Origin of the sequence: Rathayibacter sp. AY2B5, assembly GCF_002931645.1 — a bacterium.
GTDB lineage: Bacteria > Actinomycetota > Actinomycetes > Actinomycetales > Microbacteriaceae > Rathayibacter.
On record NZ_PSUE01000013.1, the window covers coordinates 56968 to 73040 of the forward strand.

Consider the following 16073-nt stretch of genomic DNA (forward strand, 5'->3'; position numbering starts at 1 on the left):
GACGGCGCCGAACTCCCGTTCGGTTGTCTGCGACGGCCGGTCGGCACGTCGCCCTGGCGCCCGGCGCACTCCCGCCCCGGCCGCATGAGCGGAGAGGGACCGTGGGGAGCGGAGGCCGAATGGGCGCGCGTAGTCACCCCGACGAGCGAGGTGCTCCGTGGAGTCTAGCACCAGGACGGCCGCCTCCCCCGCTGCTGCGGGAGGGCGGCCGTCGGGGCGCGGGAGGCCGGTGCTACTTGCGCGCCGACTTCATCACGGTGCGGATGTGCAGGGTGTCCATCTCCTCCAGCGAGCGGCCCTTGGTCTCGGGCACGAACATGAAGACGAACACGAACGAGATCGCCGCGAAGGCGGCGTAGAGGCCGTAGGCCAGGGTGAGCGACACGTCCTGCGAGAGGATCGGGAAGGTCACCGTGATGGCGAAGTTCGCGATCCACTGGGCCGAGGCCGCCAGGCCGAGCGCGGCCGCCCGGATCCGGTTCGGGAAGATCTCGCCGAGGAGGACCCACACCAGCGGGCCCCAGGTCGCACCGAAGAAGACGACGAACGCGTTCGCCGAGACGAGGGCGATCGGCCCCCACGCGCCGGGCAGCGAGACGTCCTCTCCGCTGATCGTCGACTGGCTGAAGGCGATGGCCATCAGTGCGAGCGAGACGGCCATGCCGGCCGAGCCGACCAGCAGCAGCGGCTTCCGGCCGACCTTGTCGACCAGGAAGATCGCCACGAAGGTGACGACGACGTTCACGACCGAGGTGAAGACCGAGATCGCGAAGGAGTTGGACTCGTCGAATCCGACCGCGCTCCAGAGCGAGGTGGAGTAGTAGAAGATCACGTTGATGCCCACGAACTGCTGGAAGACCGACAGCAGGATGCCGACCCAGACCACGGGGAGCAGGCCGAGCGCGGGTCCGCGGAGGCTGGAGCGCTTCGCGTTCTCGGAGTCCTCGTCGATCTTCTTCTGGATGTCCGCGAGCGCCTCGTCGACCTCGTCGCGCGGCGTGACCGTCGCGAGCACCGCGCGGGCGTCCTCGGAGCGGCCGCGGGTCGCGAGGTAGCGGGGCGACTCCGGCAGGGTCAGGGCCAGGAGGCCGTAGATGACGGCCGGCACGGCGCAGGCGATGAACATCCAGCGCCAGGCGGCGACGCCGAACCAGAAGGGCTCGGAGGCGCCGTCCGCGCCGTTCGCGATGAGGGTGTCCGAGAGCAGTGCGGCGAAGATGCCGAGCGTGATCGCCAGCTGCTGCAGCGACGCGAGGGCTCCGCGGATGGCCTTGGGCGCGATCTCCGAGATGTAGGTCGGAGCGATCACGGAGGCGATGCCGATTCCGAGGCCGCCGACCACTCGCCAGAGCACGAGGTCCCAGACCGCGAACGCCGCGCCGGCGCCGATGGAGGAGATGAAGAAGAGCCCGGCGCCGAGCAGCATGACCTTGATGCGGCCCCAGCGGTCGGCGAGGCGGCCCGCGAGGTACGCGCCGAGCGCACAGCCGAGCAGCGCGGAGGCGACGGCGAAGCCGATCAGGGCGGCCGAGAGCTGGAACTCGCCCTGCACCGCCTCCACGGCACCGTTCACCACCGACGAGTCGAAGCCGAAGAGGAAGCCGCCGACCGCCGCCGCGATCGCGAGGCCGATCACCTTCCTCTTCAGCTTCGCCGCCGAGGGGTTCGGGATGTCCGCTCTCACGCTGGTCGTGTCAGATCGTCCGCTGGTCATGGTCGTCTCCGATTCTCGCCGCCGGTGGGGGCGGGGTGCCGCTCCCGAGCCGGATCACCGGCACGTTACTCCTCGCCGCGGCCCCGCCGGGACGGGTTGCGCTCTCCCCCGGCCGATGTCCTCCCTCCACAGCCGGGCCCGTCGCGCTCTCCTCCCCTGATCCGCTCGGCCGACCACCGGTCCCGGACCGGCTCCAGGAGGGTGGCCGCATGCTCCGATCCCGACTCCTGCGCCCGGGCGTGTTCGCCCTCGCCGCTCTGCTCGTCGGGGCGCCTCTCGGCGCCTCGCCCTCCGGCACCTCGTCCCCCGGCCGGTCCGACCCGCGGTGGAATTCACCCGTCCCGGGGTTCTCCGTCGTGGAGCCGTGGGGCGCGCCGGCCCACCGCTACGCCCCCGGGCACCGCGGGATCGACCTCGCGGCAGCGGCCGGGCAGCCCGTGGTCGCCGTCGCGGCGGGCACCGTGTCGTTCTCGGGCAGGGTGGTCGACCGGTCCGTGGTGAGCATCGTGCACGCGGACGGTCTGGTCTCGACGGTCGAGCCGGTCGACGGATCGGTGACGGCGGGGCAGGTCCTCATCGCGGGCCAGCCCGTCGGAGCAGTGGGTGCGGGCGGCCACTGCGACGGGAGGTGCGTGCACCTCGGCGTCCGCGAGGGTGGCGACTACGTCTCGCCGATGCGGTTCTTCGGCGGGATCCCCCGGGCGGTGCTTCTGCCGATGGACGACGTGGCGCAGGGTGTTCAGCGAGTGGCGCGGAAGGGTGCGTCCAGCGACTCGCGCGTCCGGTCAGGCGCGGGGGTGGGCGAGGCGGTAGGCGTCGCGGATCCGCTCGGTCGAGACGTGGGTGTAGATCTGCGTGGTGCCCAGGCTCGCGTGGCCGAGCAGCTCCTGGACGGCGCGGAGGTCGGCTCCGCCGTCGAGCAGATGGGTCGCCGCGGTGTGGCGGAGGGTGTGCGGACCGGACGGTCCGGAGCCCTGCCCGCCGTCGAGGAGCCTCGCCACCACGCCGTAGACCGTGCGCGGGGTGAGGCGCGCGCCCCGCCGTCCCAGCAGCAGGGCCCCGCTCCCGTCGCCGGTGGCGAGAGAGGGTCGGGCGCGCTCCAGGTAGTCGACGAGCGCCTCCTTCGCGGGGACGCCGAACGGGACGACCCGCTGCTTGGCGCCCTTGCCGGTGACGAGCACGGTGAGCCTGCCGAGATCGACGTCGCCCAGGTCGACGGCGACCAGCTCGGAGACGCGGATGCCGGAGGCGTAGAGCAGCTCGACGATCGCGAGGTCCCGCAGCGCCACCGGGTCCTCGGTCGCGCCTCGCGCCGCGACCGTGTCGAGCACCTGTTCCGCCTGCGGGAGCGTCAGGACCCGCGGCAGTGTCCGTCCCGACTTGGGCGTCTTGAGGCGTGCGGCGACGTCGACGGGGAGCCGCTCGGTCCGCTGCGCCCAGGAGGAGAAGGAGCGGACGGCCGCGGTGCGCCGGGCGAGGGTCGCGCGGGCGATCCCCGACTCCGACTCTCGCCAGAGCCAGTCGCGCAGCAGCTCGAGGTCGAGCTCGGCGGTGAGGAGCCGCCCCTTCTCCTCCGTGTGGGCGATCAGGCGCGCGAGGTCGGAGCGGTAGCCCTTCGCAGTGGCGGGCGAGAGGGACCGCTCATCGAGGACGTAGCGGAGGAAGTGCTCGACCGAGTCGGCGAGCGTCTCGCCGGTCATGATCCGTCCGGCATCCGCGACCAGAGGTCGATGCGCCCCTGCTCGTCGAGCCCCTCGAGCCGCTCGATCAGGTCGGTGCCGAACCGCGTCGCGATCGGGGCCGGTGCCGTCGGCACGAACGAGGCGGCCACCGTCTCCGGGTGGACGTGGACGAGCGAGAGGCTCTGCGCTCCGTCGACGCCGGCGAGCTCCCGCTCGGGCGCTCCGAGGTCCATCGTGTAGCTGGTGGCGCCGGCGACGAGCACGGGCACGCCCGCGAAGGTCGCAGCCGTGGGGTAGTGCAGGTGGCCGCCGAGGATCGCGCGGACGTCGGTTCCGCGCACCACCTCCTCGAGGCGGTCGATCCCTCGCAGCTCGAGCACGGTCATCGCGCCGAGCGGCGTGGGCAGCGGAGGGTGGTGCAGGGCGAGGATCGTCCCCAGCGGGGCCGGTGCGGCGAGCTCGTCCTTCAGCCAGGCCAGCTGGGCGTCGGTGAGGTCGCCGTGGTGGAAGCCGGGCACCGCGCTGTCGAGCGCGATGAGCCGGAGCCCGCCGAGGTCGACGACCTGGTCCACGGGTCCCGCGCCCGCCGGGTCCTGCTCGAGGAGCACCCGCCGGAAGGCTCCGCGCTCGTCGTGGTTGCCCATCACCCAGACGATCGGGCAGCCGAACCGCTCGCCCACGGGGTCGAGCTGCTCGCGCACGCGCCGGTAGGCGTCCTCCTCGCCGCGGTCCGCGACGTCCCCGGTCACCACGATCGCGTCCAGGCGTCCGCCGCGCTCGGCCAGCCGGCCGACCGCCTGCGCGAGGCGGGCGACCGTGTCGACCTTCCCGTAGAGCGGAGCGCCGTCGGCCAGCAGGTGCGTGTCGCTCAGATGCGCGATGACCCTGTCGGCGGCGCGGAAGTGCCCGAGCTGCGGGCGCTCTCCGCCGTGTCCTGCTGCCGTGGCGTCCATGCCGCTCCCCTCGCCGATGCCCCTTCAGCGTAGGGCGGACCGCCGACAGCGCCGCGGCGGCGGGGCCGCTCACCCGGGCGCCCGCTCCCAGTCCCCGTCCTCGGAACGGTGGACGCGTCCGTCTGCGAGGAGCGCACCCAGCGCCGACAGTGCCGAATCGAGCGATTCCCCGGAGAGCCGGGCGACGGTTGCGGCGTCACAGCCTCCTTCGGATTCGACGACGGCCAGGACTCGCGCCTCAGCCGCGGTCAGCGCTCGGCACGATCCGTCGGCGTCGCCGACGGCGAGCAGTTCGAGCACATCCGCCGGCGAGGTGACGCAGGTCGCCGCGTACTCGCGGAGGAGCCGGTGGCAGCCGGCGGAGGAGGCACTGGTGACCGGGCCCGGGACCGCGCCGAGGGGGCGGCCCAGGGCAGCCGCGTGGCCGGCGGTGTTGAGGGAGCCGGAGCGGGCGCCGGCCTCGACGACGACGGTGCCCGCGGTGGAGGCGGCGATGAGACGGTTGCGCTGCAGGAATCGCCAGCGAGTGGGCGTGGTGCCCGGCGGGACCTCCGTTGCGACGGCGCAGCCGGGGGTGGCGATGATGCGGTGGAGGAGGTCGGCGTGGGCCGTCGGGTAGAGGCGGTCCGCTCCCCCGGCGAGGAAGGCGACCGTCCGGCCTCCGGAGCCGAGGGCGGCACGGTGGGCGACCGCGTCGATCCCGAAGGCACCGCCCGAGACGACGGAGACGCCTCGCGCCGCGAGGCCCGCGGCGAGCTCGGCGGCCACGTGCTCGCCGTAACCGGTCGCAGCGCGGGCGCCGACGAGGGCGAGGCGGTGCGGCGGATCGAAGGCGGCGGGATCACCGCGCAGCCAGAGCAGGAGTGGCGCGTGCGGCCCGAGGTCGTCGAGCGACTCGGGCCACACGGGAGCCCCGGGCAGGAGCAGCCGGGCGCCGAGTCGCTCGGCGATCTCGAGACGTCGGAACAGGAGCCTGCGGTCCAGGCGCGGTCGCCAGCGCGCCAGCCCCGACTGGAGCGCGGCGACCTCGGAGTCGAGGGGCGCGGGTGCCGGGCCTCCTTGGTCGGAGGGAGCGCGATGCGGGGGCGCGAGGATCTCCTCCGCGGACGACGAGGACACGACGTGGGCGAAGGCCTCGGCCGCGCCGACCCTCGCGATGAGGAGGGCGGCGACGGAGTCGCCGGGCTCGGTCAGCGAATTCCAGCCGCATCGGGCTGCAGCGTCGACGAGCGCGCTCCGAGCACAGCCGGACTCGCCCGGAGGCTCGCCGTCGGCAGCCGAGCCCTGATCGGCTGAACCGCTCGGCAGCAGTCGACGAACGGCGTCGAGCTCCGCGGCGTCGAAGAGCGCGTCGGGCCGGATCACGCGGCACCCCCACGGAGGACGAGCGCGCGCGCGAGGTGGGCGGCACTCGGCCGGTCGGCCGCGTCGAGGTCCGCGAGCGTCCAGGCCAGGCGCAGGACCCGGTCGTAGCCGCGCATGGTCACCAGACCTCGCTCCAGAGCCCGGTCGAGCGTGCGGGACTCGGCACTGGTCGGGCGCACCGGGTCCGAGCGCAGCCAGGCGCCGGAGACCTCCGAGTTGAGCGTCCACGGAGTGGAGGCGAGGCGAGCCGCTGCGAGGGACCGCGCCGCGGCGACACGGGCGCGGGCCTCAGCCGTCGACATTCCGGACGTGTCTCGACGTGCGGCCAGCTGAGCCGCGCTGATGCGGCGGACCGTCAGGCGGATGTCGACGCGGTCGAGCAGCGGTCCGCTGAGCCGCGCGAGGTAGCGGCGGCGGACCGAGGGAGCACAGGTGCAGGTCTCTCCGGGGATGCCGAAGCGGCCGCACGGGCACGGGTTCGCCGCGAGGACGAGCTGCACCCGCGCGGGGAACTCGGCGACGGCGTTCGCGCGGTGGATGCGGATCACGCCGGATTCGAGCGGCTGGCGCAACGCATCGAGGGCGACGGACGAGAACTCGGGGGCCTCGTCGAGGAACAGCACTCCCCGGGTGGCGCGGGCGACCGCGCCGGGCCGGATGCGGCCGCTGCCCCCGCCGACGATCGCTGCGGACGAGGCGGAGTGGTGCGGACTCTCGAACGGCGGTCTGCGCACCAGCGCGCCACCGGTCGGCGCTCCGACCAGCGAGCGCATGCAGGTGGCCTCCAGCGCTGCGTCGTCATCGAGGTCGGGGAGGATGCCCGGCAAGCGCGAGGCGAGCATCGTCTTCCCGGCGCCGGGAGGCCCGAGCAAAAACACGTGGTGCCCGCCCGCCGCCGCGACGACCATCGCCTCAGCCGCCTCCTCGTTCCCCACCACGTCGGAGAGGTCGAGGCGGGCCTCCGGCTCGGACACCGTCTCAGCCGGCGGCGCGGCCTCGGGGAGCACCGGCACTTCCCACTCGGCTCCGTGCCAGACGGCGGCCGCCGCCAGCGAGGAGACCGCGATCACCTCGACGCCGTCGACCAGCTCCGCCTCGAGCCGGTCCTCGACGGGGACCATCACGCGGCGCCTGCCCTCGCGGGCGGCCGCGAGCACCGCGGGCAGCACGCCTGGGACGGAGCGCAGCCGGCCGTCCAGCCCGAGCTCCCCGATGTGGACGACCGCTGCGACCGACTCCGCATCGACCTCACGGAGCGACGCGAGCGCGGCCAGCCCGATGGCGAGATCGAAGGCGGAGCCGTGCTTGGGCATCGCGGCCGGCGAGAGGTTCACGGTGATCTTGTATTCGGCGATGGTGCTGCCGGAGTTGATCGCCGCCGAGCGCACCCGCTCCTTCGCCTGGGCGAGCGCGGCGTCGGGCAGGCCGATGATCACCATGCCCGGGGTGCCGTCGGCCGAGTGGGCCTCCACCCCGACCACGGCTCCCGCGAAGCCGACGAGACCGACCGCGGAGGTCCTCCCCAGGCCCATCAGGCCACCGCCCGCAGGTGCCGGATCTGCGACGGGACTCCCCCGGGCGCGACGATGCCGACCGCGTCGATCCGCAGGTGGCGGGAGCGCTCGTGGTGCTCGTCGGCCCAGGCGTAGGCGAGTCGCCGCAGGCGCTGCGCCTTGGCCCGCGTGATGGCCTCGACCGGAAGCCCGAAGCGCGTCGACGAGCGCGTCTTCACCTCCACCACGACCAGTGCCGACCCGTCGCGGGCCACGATGTCGAGCTCGCCCTCGCGGACCCGCCAGTTGCGGTCGAGGATCTCGAATCCGTTGTCTCTCAGGTGCGCCGCCGCGATCTCCTCGCCGCGCCGCCCCAGTTCGTCCTTATCCATGCGTCCTCCTGCCGGAAGCGTGCCGGAGCAGGGAGGAGCGTCGGACGGCCGGGAGGGGATCCGGGGAGAAGAGGGCCGAGGAGGCGGGTGGGGAGGGACGTCGGGCCGGGGTCTTCGGACGCCGCCGGGGGCGGCTATGCGACCAGCAGGAGGAATCCGCGTTGCCTGAAGACGAGACCCGCGGAGCCGCGCATCCGAGAGAGCTCCGGAGCGGGGTGGGGCTCCGGGCACCGGGTCTCGATGCGCCGTCGGAGGCGGCTACGCGACCAGCAAGGGGTCCGGAGCCTGCCGCGACAGCGTCCTACTCGTCGAGCGCGAGCTCCTTGGGGAGCTCGAACTCCTTGCGGGAGAGCTCCTCGACGTTGACGTCCTTGAAGGTCAGCACGCGCACCGACTTCACGAAGCGGTCGGAGCGGTAGACGTCCCAGACCCACACGTCGCGCATGGTCAGCTCGAAGTAGAAGTCGTGCTCGGTGTCGCGGCGGACCAGGTCGACCTCGTTCGCCAGGTAGAACCGGCGCTCGGTCTCGACGACGTACGAGAACTGCGAGACGACGTCGCGGTACTCCCGGTACAGTGCCAGCTCGACCTCGCGGTCGTAGTCCTCGAATTCGTCCTCATCCATCGTTGGACAATCCTACGCCGAGCCGACGGGCCCGAGCGCCGGGAGCGGCTCCTCGACGCTCTCCCGCGACTTCGACAGCCAGGTCACCCGGTGCAGCGGGGACGGGCCGACCCGCTCGATGCCCGCCCAGTGCGCGGCGCTGCCGTAGCCCTTGTTGCTGTCCCAGGCGTAGTCGGCGAAGTCGTCGTGGTGGCGCACCATCTGACCATCGCGGCCCACCTTCGCGAGCACGGAGGCGGCGGAGACGGCGGCGCAGTCGCGGTCGGCCTTCACGCGGGTGACGATCGTCAGCTCGGCCGCCCTCTCGCCCAGCGCGGGCGTCAGCCAGTCGTGGGCGCCGTCGAGGAGGACGACGGCGGTGGCGAGGTCGACGCCCTGGTCGGCGAGGCGCTCGATGCCCCTCGACGCGGCGCGGCCGAGGCCGGCGATGATCCCGGTCTCGTCGATCTCGTCCGCCGAGGACTCGCCGATCGCCCAGGCCGAGACCCACTTCGCGACTCCCGGCAGGAGCGCCTCGCGGCGGGCGGGAGCGAGCATCTTGGAGTCGCGGAGCCCCTCGGGGAAGCGCCCGCAACGGCTGCCGATCGACACGACACCGACCGAAACCGGGCCGGCGATCGCGCCGCGGCCGACCTCGTCGCAGCCGATGACCGTCTCGTAGCCCTGCCGGAAGAGGCGCCGCTCCTGGGTCAGCGTCGGCTCGGCGACGACCACCTAGCCCTGCCCGCTCTGCGCGTCGTCCGAGCCCTCCTCGGAGGCCTCGGTGTCGACTCCGCGGAACACCGACGGGTAGTCGTCGAGCCACGCCCACTGCTGCACGGGCCAGGTCACGAGGATCGCGCGGCCCACGACGTTGTCGATCGGCACGAAGCCGCCGCCCGGCTTGTCGGTGTTGTAGCGGGAGTCGGCGGAGTTGTAGCGGTTGTCGCCCATCACCCAGAGCGAGCCCTCGGGCACGACGACGTCGAAGGGGGTGGCCGAGACGGCCTGCACCCCGTCGGGCAGCTTCACGTAAGGCTCGTCGATCGGGTTGCCGTTGATCTCGACCTGGCCGAGCGGTGTGCAGCAGGTCACGTGATCGCCGGGCAGGCCGATGACGCGCTTGATGAGGTGGTCGTTGCTGTCGGGAGCGGTGAGGCCGACGAGCGCGAGGGCGGAGTCGACCGCGGCCTGGAACGGCGGCACGTTGGGCTCGGAGCTCGGCGAGAGCCATCCGCCGGGATCGCGGAAGACGACGACGTCGCCGCGCGAGATCTTCACCACTCCGGGTACGAGCTCGTTCACGAGGATGCGGTCGTTCTCGACGAGCGTCTGCTCCATGGAGGAGGAGGGGATGTAGAACGAGCGGATCAGGAAGGTCTTCACGAGGAAGGAGACGAGCACCGCGACCACGAAGATGATCAGCACGTCGCGGAGGAAGAGCAGGACTCCCCGGCGCTTGCGCGGGCGCTTCTCGGACGGATCCGCCGAGTGGCCGGCGTGGTCCTCGCCTCCGGGGAGGCGGACCGGGGCCGTGCTGTCTGTCATCGCTCGCCGTCGCCCCTACTGTGCATCACCGGGTGGACTCCCCGGACGGATCGCCCCCGAGAAAGGGAGGAACCCCGGTCCATCATAGGTGGACCGGGGTTCCCGAGAAGTCGTGCGGATGCCGCTCAGGCGTCGCGCTTCTCCTTGATCTTCGCCTTCTTGCCGCGGAGGTTGCGCAGGTAGTAGAGCTTCGCGCGACGGACGTCACCGCGGGTGACGACCTCGATGTGGTCGATGACCGGCGAGTGCACGGGGAACGTGCGCTCGACGCCGACCTGGAAGCTCACCTTGCGGACGGTGAAGGTCTCGCGGACGCCCTCGTTGGAGCGGCCGATGACGACGCCCTGGAAGACCTGGATGCGCGAGCGGGAGCCCTCGACGATGTTGACGTGGACCTTGACGGTGTCGCCGGCGCGGAAGTCCGGGACATCGCTGCGGAGGGACGCCGCATCGACGGAATCGAGGATGTGCATGCTGTATCGCTCTCCGTGCCCGCCACAGGTCGAACACCGTTTCGTTGATGGAAGTCGGTCGTGCCCACGTCGTCGCGGCTCCCCTGTGGCAGAGCCTGCGCGAGGCACAAGCGCTCATTCTGCCATGCCGCGTCGATCCGAGTCAAAGCAGGCTCGTCTGGAGGGCAGGGTCACCCGGAGGGCAGAGCCGCGCAGAGGGCGGGTCCGTCGAGAGGGCCGAGCTGTGGAGCTGGGCGGGGCCTCGCAGGAGACAGCGCCTCTCGGGACGCCCGACCCTCAGAGGACGATGGTCTGCCCGTCCTGCGGGCGCTCCGGGTCGAAGCCCTCGCCGGCGACGGGGCGGTGAGCGCCCTCGGCCTGCACGGACGCCGCCTCCGAGAAGGCGAGGAGAGTGGCCCTCGCGTCGGCGAGGAACCGCCACGCCGAGTGCCAGAAGGCCGCCACTCCGAGGACCACCGAGAGCAGGCCCAGCGCCCAGGCGCCGGGCGGGAAGAAGCCGAAGGCGATCAGGGAGAGGTGCCAGGCGCCGACCACGGCCACGTCGCCCCACGCGGGAGTGCGCGTGGGCCGAACGGTCACCCGGAATGCGACGATCGCGGCCACAGCCGCCAGCGCGACCGCCAGAATGGGGAGGGCGATCACCAGGCCGAGCACGGTCCAGCCGCTCGATCCTCCGAAGACCCCGTAGCCGAGGAGGATCCACAAGGGCAGCACGATCGCCGCCGGGAACTGCCAGGAACCGAATGCCCGTCGCGTGCGCATGCACCGACCGTACCCACCACCGCTGAGCGACGGCTCAGCGGACCCCGAGAGGATCAGGATGATCGAGCTACGCACCCCCGCCGAGATCGAGGAGATGCGTCCCGCCGGCCGCTTCGTCGGCGAGGTACTGAAGGCCACCTCCGCCGCTGCCGCGGTCGGCGTGAACCTGCTGGAGCTCGACCGGCTCGCCCACGACATGATCCGCACGGCCGGCGCCGAGTCCTGCTACATCGACTACCACCCCTCCTTCGGCGCGAGCCCCTTCGGCAAGGTCATCTGCACCTCCGTCAACGACGCGGTGCTGCACGGCCTGCCCTTCGACTACCGGCTGAAGGACGGCGACCTGCTCACCCTCGACTTCGCCGCCTCCGTGAACGGCTGGGTCGCCGACTCGGCCATCAGCGTCGTGGTCGGGACGCCGCGCGAGGAGGACCTCGCCCTCATCGACACCACCACACGCGCGCTCGAGGCCGGCATCGCCGCCGCGCAGCCCGGGAAGAAGATCGGCGACATCTCCGCGGCCATCGCGGCCGTCGCACACGCCGAGGGCCTGTCCATCAACACCGACTTCGGCGGCCACGGCGTCGGCCGCACGATGCACGGCGATCCGCACATCCCCAACGACGGACGCGCCGGCCGCGGCTACCCGCTCCGCCCGGGCCTCGTCGTCGCGATCGAGCCGTGGTTCCTGCAGACGACCGACGAGATCTACACGGACAAGGACGGCTGGACCCTCCGCAGCCGTGACGGCTCTCGCGGCGCCCACATGGAGCACACGATCGCCATCACCGAGACGGGGAACATCGTCCTGTCCGCGCGGGACTGACCAAATGGTGGACAGTACCGCTATCCGATAGCGATACTGTCCACGTGCGAATCTCGGAGCTCAGCCGCAGCAGCGGCGTCAGCCTGCCCACGATCAAGTACTACATCCGGGAGGGGCTGCTGCCGCCGGGCGACGCCGCCGGCCCCCAGCGGGCGGAGTACGGGGACGCCCATGTCGCCCGCCTGACGCTGCTCCGGGCGCTCATCGAGAGCGGCGGCGTCGGCATCGCCGGCGCGAAGCGGATCACGGCCGCGCTCGACGCGGGCGTCGGTCCGACAGCAGCGTTCGAGGTGGCGCAGGACGTGGTCTCCGTGAGCACCGACTCGACCGCGTCCGCCACCGAGGCGTCGACGCGGCGGATCGCCGAGGCCGCGGGCTCCGACCACTGCGGCCACCCTGCCGTCGCGACGGCGGCACGGGCGCTCGACGCGCTCGAGCTCTCCACCGGACCGATGAGCGCCGGCTGGCTCGAGGCCTACGCCCGCGCCGCCGCCCTCGTCGCCTCCGCCGACCTCGACGAACTGCAGGCCCGTGAGAGCGTGAGCGAGCAGGCTGCCGTCGCCGCCGTCGGCACCGCGCTCGGAGACGTGGTGCTGCAGTCGCTCCGGCGCGTCGCCCAGGCGCGCGAGACGCAGAGCCGCTTCGGCTCGACGGAGGTGCCCCGATGAGCGCCGCGACCGAGACGCCCGCGCGCACGGCCTCAGCTGCTCCGCACCGGCCGCTCCTGGTGCTCGCTGGCGCGATGGCGGTCGGCGCCCTCCTCTGCGCGATCGCGCTGGTCGTCGATCCCCGCGAGCTCGGCGGACAGCCGCTCTGGGGCAAGCCGCTGAAGTTCTGCCTCTCGATCGCGCTGTACGCCGTGACGCTCGCCTGGCTGATCGGGCTCGTGCCCCGCCGGCGCCGCCTCGCCCGAGCGCTGGGCACGGTCGCGGCGGTCGGTCTGGCGGTCGAGATGGTCGTGATCGGAGGCGCCGCCCTGGTCGGCGAGCGCAGCCACTTCGACGTCTCCACTCCCCTGCACGCCGCGCTCTGGGCCTCGATGGCCGTCTCGATCATGGTGGTCTGGCTGGCGACGCTGGTCCTCGCCGCCCTCCTGGCGCGGGTGCCGCTCGGCGACCCTGCGCTGACGCTCGCCGTCCGCGCCGGACTCGTGATCGGGCTCGTCGGGATGGCCCTCGCGTTCCTGATGACGGGGCCCTCGCCCGGCCAGATCAGCGACTACCAGGGCGTCGTCGGTGCGCACGCCGTCGGAGTCGCGGACGGCGGACCCGGCCTCCCCCTCCTGGGCTGGAGCACCACGGGGGGCGATCTGCGCATCCCGCACTTCGTCGGGATGCACGCTCTGCAGGGGCTCCCGCTGCTCGCGCTGCTGCTCGGACGGCTGGCAGCCCGGATCCCCGTCCTGCGCCCCGGATCCACCCGGCTGCGGCTCGTCGCACTGGCCTCGGCGGGCTGGGCGGCCGCGGTCGCCCTCACCTGCTGGCAGGCGCTGCGCGGTCAGGCGCTGACCGCACCGGACGCGCTGACCCTCGCCGTCGCTACTGTGGCCGTGGTCGCCCTCGCCGGAGGGACGATCCTCACCCTCGCACGAACGGAGGCCCGCGCATGAGCCGGCTGCACCGCGGCTGGACGCCGCTCGGGATCGTCTACCTCGTCCTCGCCCTCGCCGGGCTGATCGGGACCTGGACCTGGAACGTGGGGGCTATGCAGGAGGGCGCGGACCTGCTCGCCGGCCTCGCCGCAGGCGGGCCGTGGGTGTCGTCGTTCTCGACCGACCTGCTGGTCGTCGCGATCGCGGCCGTCGCCTTCATGGTGGTGGAGGGGCGCCGGATCGGGATGCGCCGCGTGTGGATCCTGGTGCTGCTCGCGCCGCTGGTCGCCCTCGCGTTCGCGTTCCCCCTCTTCCTCGCCCTCCGCGACCGGCACCTGGCCCTCGCGGCCCGGTGACCGTGCGGCGCGGGGCTAGGGAAGCAGTTCGGGGCGGACGCGGCGCGTGCGCTCGACGCTCTGCTCGTGGCGCCAGGCGGCGATCGCCCCGTGGTTGCCGCTGAGGAGCACCGGAGGGACGTCGAGGCCGCGCCAGGAGGCCGGCTTGGTGTAGCTCGGGTACTCGAGCAGCCCGTCGGAGTGGCTCTCCTCGACCAGGCTCGCCGGATTGCCGACCACGCCCGGGACCAGGCGTCCGACGGCCTCGATCATCGCCATCACGGCGACCTCTCCTCCGTTGAGGACGTAGTCGCCGAGGCTGATCAGCCGGACCCGCGCGCGCTCGGCGGTGTGGTCCACGACGCGCTGGTCGATGCCCTCGTAGCGGCCGCAGCCGAAGACGAGGGTGGACTCCTCCGCGAGCTCGCGGGCGGTCGCCTGGGTGAACAGCTCGCCCGCGGGCGACGGGAAGATCACGACGGGGTCGTCCGCGCCGTCGAGGATCGTGTCGAGCGCCTCGCCCCACGGCTCCGGTCGCATCACCATGCCGGCGCCGCCGCCGTAGGGCGTGTCGTCGACGGTGCGGTGGCGGTCGTGGGTGAAGTCCCGCAGGTCGTGCACGCCGAGCTCGATCAGCCCGCTCTGCCGCGCACGGCCGAGCAGGCTGATGTCGAGCACGCCGAAGAACTCCGGGAAGATCGTGACGATGTCGATCCTCACGACCGGGGCTCCTCCTCGGAGGCGGCCGGGGGCTCGTCGTCGGCGGGCTCCTCGAGAGCGGAGTCCGCGTCATCGGAGGCGTCCGGCGCGTCGGCGTCCGCAGGCGCGCTGAGCGCCGGGTCCGCGAGGTCGACACCGCTGAGGTCGACCGCGGCGGGCTCCTCCTCGGGAGCCTCCTCGAACAGGCCGATCGGAGGCGTGACCGTGACGATCCCGGCCGCGGCGTCGACGGAGGGGACGATCGCATTCACGAACGGCACCATCACCTCGCCGGAGGGGGTGCCGACGATGAGCAGGTCCTGCGCGGGGAAGTGGTCGACGCGGCGGACGGTGCCGACCTCGACGCCGTCGCGGACGACCTTCATGCCGACCAGCTGGTAGTCGTACCAGGAGTCGTCCTCGCCCGGCTGGGTCTGCACCTCCTCGTCGATCCAGAGGATCGCCTTCAGGAGGGTCTCAGCGGCGTTGCGGTCGTCGACGCCTCGGAAGAATGCGACGGGGTGGCTGTTGTACCAGCGAAGCTCGACGAGCTCGAGCTTCCTGCCGTGCCACTCGGAGGTGCGCGGGACCTGCAGCGTGAACGTGGATCCGGGGGTGAAGCGCTTGTCGGGCTCGTCCGTGTAGAGCTCGAGCTTGATGGCGCCCTTGAGCCCGTGTGCCTTGGTGAGTCGGGCGACGCGGAGCTGCGTCGTGCCCGGTCCGGTGACCGACACCTCTACTTGTCGGTGTCGACGACGTCGACGCGCACGCGGCGCCCGTCGGCGAGCGCGGCGACGAGAGTGCGGACGGCCTTGGCGGTGCGACCGGAGCGTCCGATCACGCGGCCGAGGTCCTCGGGGTGCACGCGCACCTCGAGGACCTCTCCGCGCGGGGAGCTCGTGGCCACGACACTGACCTCATCGGGGTTCTCGACGATCCCCTTGACGAGGTGTTCGACGGCGGGAGCGAGCACTGACTACGCCTCGGTGGAGGTCTCGTCGGCGGTGTCCTCGACCGGGGCGGCCTTGGCCGGAGCCTCGGACTTCGGCTTGAGGACGGGCTTCTTCTTCGCGTCGACGACGAACGGAGCCTTGGGCTCCTTCACCTGGACCGTGCTGACGGCGTCGGCGTCGCCCTTGAAGCGGCCCCAGTCGCCGGTCAGCTTGAGGATCGCGGCGACCTGCTCGGTCGGCTGCGCGCCGACTCCGAGCCAGTACTGCGCGCGCTCCGAGTCGACCTGGATGAACGAGGGCTGCTCGGTCGGGTGGTACTTGCCGATCTCCTCGATCACGCGGCCGTCGCGCTTGGTGCGCGAGTCGGCGACGACGATGCGGTAGTAGGGCGCCCGGATCTTGCCGAGGCGCTTCAGACGAATCTTGACAGCCACAATTCTCCTGTGTGGTCGTTGACCGGTGTCCGGTCGATGATGGATGAACTGAGCCGTGAGCGTGGGGGCACACCCGGCGGAAGCTCGAGGGGGTTTCGTCGGCGGTGAGTAGAGGGTCGACCGCCTCGGACCCGACGGATCATTCTGCCAGAAAAACCGCCCCGGTGCGGGCCCGGCACGCCGCCGCCCAGCGGCACCCTCGCGGGAGCGGGCCGCGCGGGACCGGGAAGGCCTCCGCCGGGGCTCGGC

The 16073-nt window shown here is 72.6% G+C and carries 19 protein-coding genes and 1 pseudogene; 5 read left to right on the forward strand and 15 right to left on the reverse strand.

Going from position 1 to position 16073, the window contains the following annotated elements; all coding sequences use genetic code 11:
* Positions 1-232: 232 nt before the first annotated feature.
* Positions 233-1714, reverse strand: a complete 1482-nt coding sequence (locus C5C30_RS10060) for a sugar porter family MFS transporter (protein WP_104333652.1) — start codon at positions 1712-1714, stop codon at positions 233-235.
* A gap of 209 nt (positions 1715-1923) precedes the next feature.
* Here C5C30_RS10060 and C5C30_RS18230 point away from each other — a divergent pair.
* Positions 1924-2376: pseudogene (locus C5C30_RS18230) on the forward strand (murein hydrolase activator EnvC family protein); the annotation flags it as partial.
* Between the two features lie 123 nt (positions 2377-2499).
* Here C5C30_RS18230 and C5C30_RS10070 read toward each other — a convergent pair.
* The 10 genes from C5C30_RS10070 to C5C30_RS10115 form a co-directional block, all read right to left on the reverse strand.
* Positions 2500-3414, reverse strand: a complete 915-nt coding sequence (locus C5C30_RS10070; RefSeq protein ID WP_104333653.1) for a tyrosine recombinase XerC — start codon at positions 3412-3414, stop codon at positions 2500-2502.
* Positions 3411-4349: a phosphodiesterase gene (locus C5C30_RS10075; protein ID WP_104223899.1), complete on the reverse strand. Its 939-nt coding sequence runs from the start codon at positions 4347-4349 to the stop codon at positions 3411-3413. Before C5C30_RS10075 ends, C5C30_RS10070 begins: the two co-directional genes overlap by 4 nt.
* Before the next feature lie 69 nt (positions 4350-4418).
* Positions 4419-5714: a DNA-processing protein DprA gene (gene dprA, locus C5C30_RS10080; RefSeq protein WP_258065890.1), complete on the reverse strand. Its 1296-nt coding sequence runs from the start codon at positions 5712-5714 to the stop codon at positions 4419-4421.
* Positions 5711-7246, reverse strand: coding sequence for a YifB family Mg chelatase-like AAA ATPase (locus tag C5C30_RS10085; protein ID WP_104247626.1), 1536 nt, complete (start codon positions 7244-7246; stop codon positions 5711-5713). The genes dprA and C5C30_RS10085 overlap by 4 nt, the downstream gene beginning before the upstream one ends.
* Entirely contained in the window at positions 7246-7599 is a 354-nt protein-coding gene (locus C5C30_RS10090) for a YraN family protein (RefSeq protein ID WP_104223901.1), read from the reverse strand. The genes C5C30_RS10085 and C5C30_RS10090 overlap by 1 nt, the downstream gene beginning before the upstream one ends.
* Before the next feature lie 301 nt (positions 7600-7900).
* The gene (locus C5C30_RS10095) at positions 7901-8224 is read right to left on the reverse strand and encodes a DUF2469 domain-containing protein (RefSeq protein WP_055792576.1); all 324 of its coding nucleotides are present in this window, start codon (positions 8222-8224) and stop codon (positions 7901-7903) included.
* A 12-nt stretch (positions 8225-8236) separates the two neighbouring features.
* The gene (locus tag C5C30_RS10100; protein WP_104288324.1) at positions 8237-8938 is read right to left on the reverse strand and encodes a ribonuclease HII; all 702 of its coding nucleotides are present in this window, start codon (positions 8936-8938) and stop codon (positions 8237-8239) included.
* The gene (gene lepB, locus C5C30_RS10105; RefSeq protein WP_104333654.1) at positions 8939-9751 is read right to left on the reverse strand and encodes a signal peptidase I; all 813 of its coding nucleotides are present in this window, start codon (positions 9749-9751) and stop codon (positions 8939-8941) included.
* 125 nt (positions 9752-9876) lie between these two features.
* Entirely contained in the window at positions 9877-10224 is a 348-nt protein-coding gene (gene rplS, locus C5C30_RS10110) for a 50S ribosomal protein L19 (RefSeq protein WP_104223904.1), read from the reverse strand.
* A 276-nt stretch (positions 10225-10500) separates the two neighbouring features.
* Positions 10501-10986, reverse strand: coding sequence for a hypothetical protein (locus tag C5C30_RS10115; RefSeq protein WP_104223905.1), 486 nt, complete (start codon positions 10984-10986; stop codon positions 10501-10503).
* 58 nt (positions 10987-11044) lie between these two features.
* Here C5C30_RS10115 and map point away from each other — a divergent pair, with 58 nt between their 5' ends.
* The 4 genes from map to C5C30_RS10135 are packed head-to-tail and all read left to right on the forward strand — an operon-like array spanning position 11045 to position 13759.
* The gene (gene map, locus C5C30_RS10120) at positions 11045-11812 is read left to right on the forward strand and encodes a type I methionyl aminopeptidase (protein WP_104223906.1); all 768 of its coding nucleotides are present in this window, start codon (positions 11045-11047) and stop codon (positions 11810-11812) included.
* Between the two features lie 44 nt (positions 11813-11856).
* Positions 11857-12480 (forward strand): MerR family transcriptional regulator, encoded by a 624-nt coding sequence (locus tag C5C30_RS10125; RefSeq protein WP_104262841.1) that lies wholly within the window; start codon positions 11857-11859, stop codon positions 12478-12480.
* Positions 12477-13421, forward strand: a complete 945-nt coding sequence (locus C5C30_RS10130) for a hypothetical protein (protein ID WP_104262842.1) — start codon at positions 12477-12479, stop codon at positions 13419-13421. Before C5C30_RS10125 ends, C5C30_RS10130 begins: the two co-directional genes overlap by 4 nt.
* Positions 13418-13759 (forward strand): DUF2834 domain-containing protein, encoded by a 342-nt coding sequence (locus tag C5C30_RS10135; RefSeq protein WP_104333655.1) that lies wholly within the window; start codon positions 13418-13420, stop codon positions 13757-13759. The genes C5C30_RS10130 and C5C30_RS10135 overlap by 4 nt, the downstream gene beginning before the upstream one ends.
* A gap of 15 nt (positions 13760-13774) precedes the next feature.
* On the opposite strand, the gene trmD is transcribed toward C5C30_RS10135, so the two are convergent.
* Genes trmD through rpsP form a run of 4 tightly spaced genes read right to left on the reverse strand, consistent with a single transcriptional unit; the run spans position 13775 to position 15824 of the window.
* Positions 13775-14458, reverse strand: a complete 684-nt coding sequence (trmD, locus tag C5C30_RS10140) for a tRNA (guanosine(37)-N1)-methyltransferase TrmD (RefSeq protein ID WP_104226875.1) — start codon at positions 14456-14458, stop codon at positions 13775-13777.
* Positions 14455-15171, reverse strand: coding sequence for a ribosome maturation factor RimM (gene rimM / locus C5C30_RS10145; RefSeq protein ID WP_104333656.1), 717 nt, complete (start codon positions 15169-15171; stop codon positions 14455-14457). The genes trmD and rimM overlap by 4 nt, the downstream gene beginning before the upstream one ends.
* A 2-nt stretch (positions 15172-15173) precedes the next feature.
* Positions 15174-15410 carry an RNA-binding protein gene (locus C5C30_RS10150; RefSeq protein WP_068210678.1) on the reverse strand — a complete coding sequence of 79 codons (237 nt, stop codon included), beginning with the start codon at positions 15408-15410 and terminating at the stop codon, positions 15174-15176.
* A 3-nt stretch (positions 15411-15413) separates the two neighbouring features.
* A complete protein-coding gene (gene rpsP / locus C5C30_RS10155) occupies positions 15414-15824 on the reverse strand; it encodes a 30S ribosomal protein S16 (protein ID WP_104223912.1) in 411 nt (136 codons plus the stop codon).
* Positions 15825-16073 lie beyond the last annotated feature (249 nt).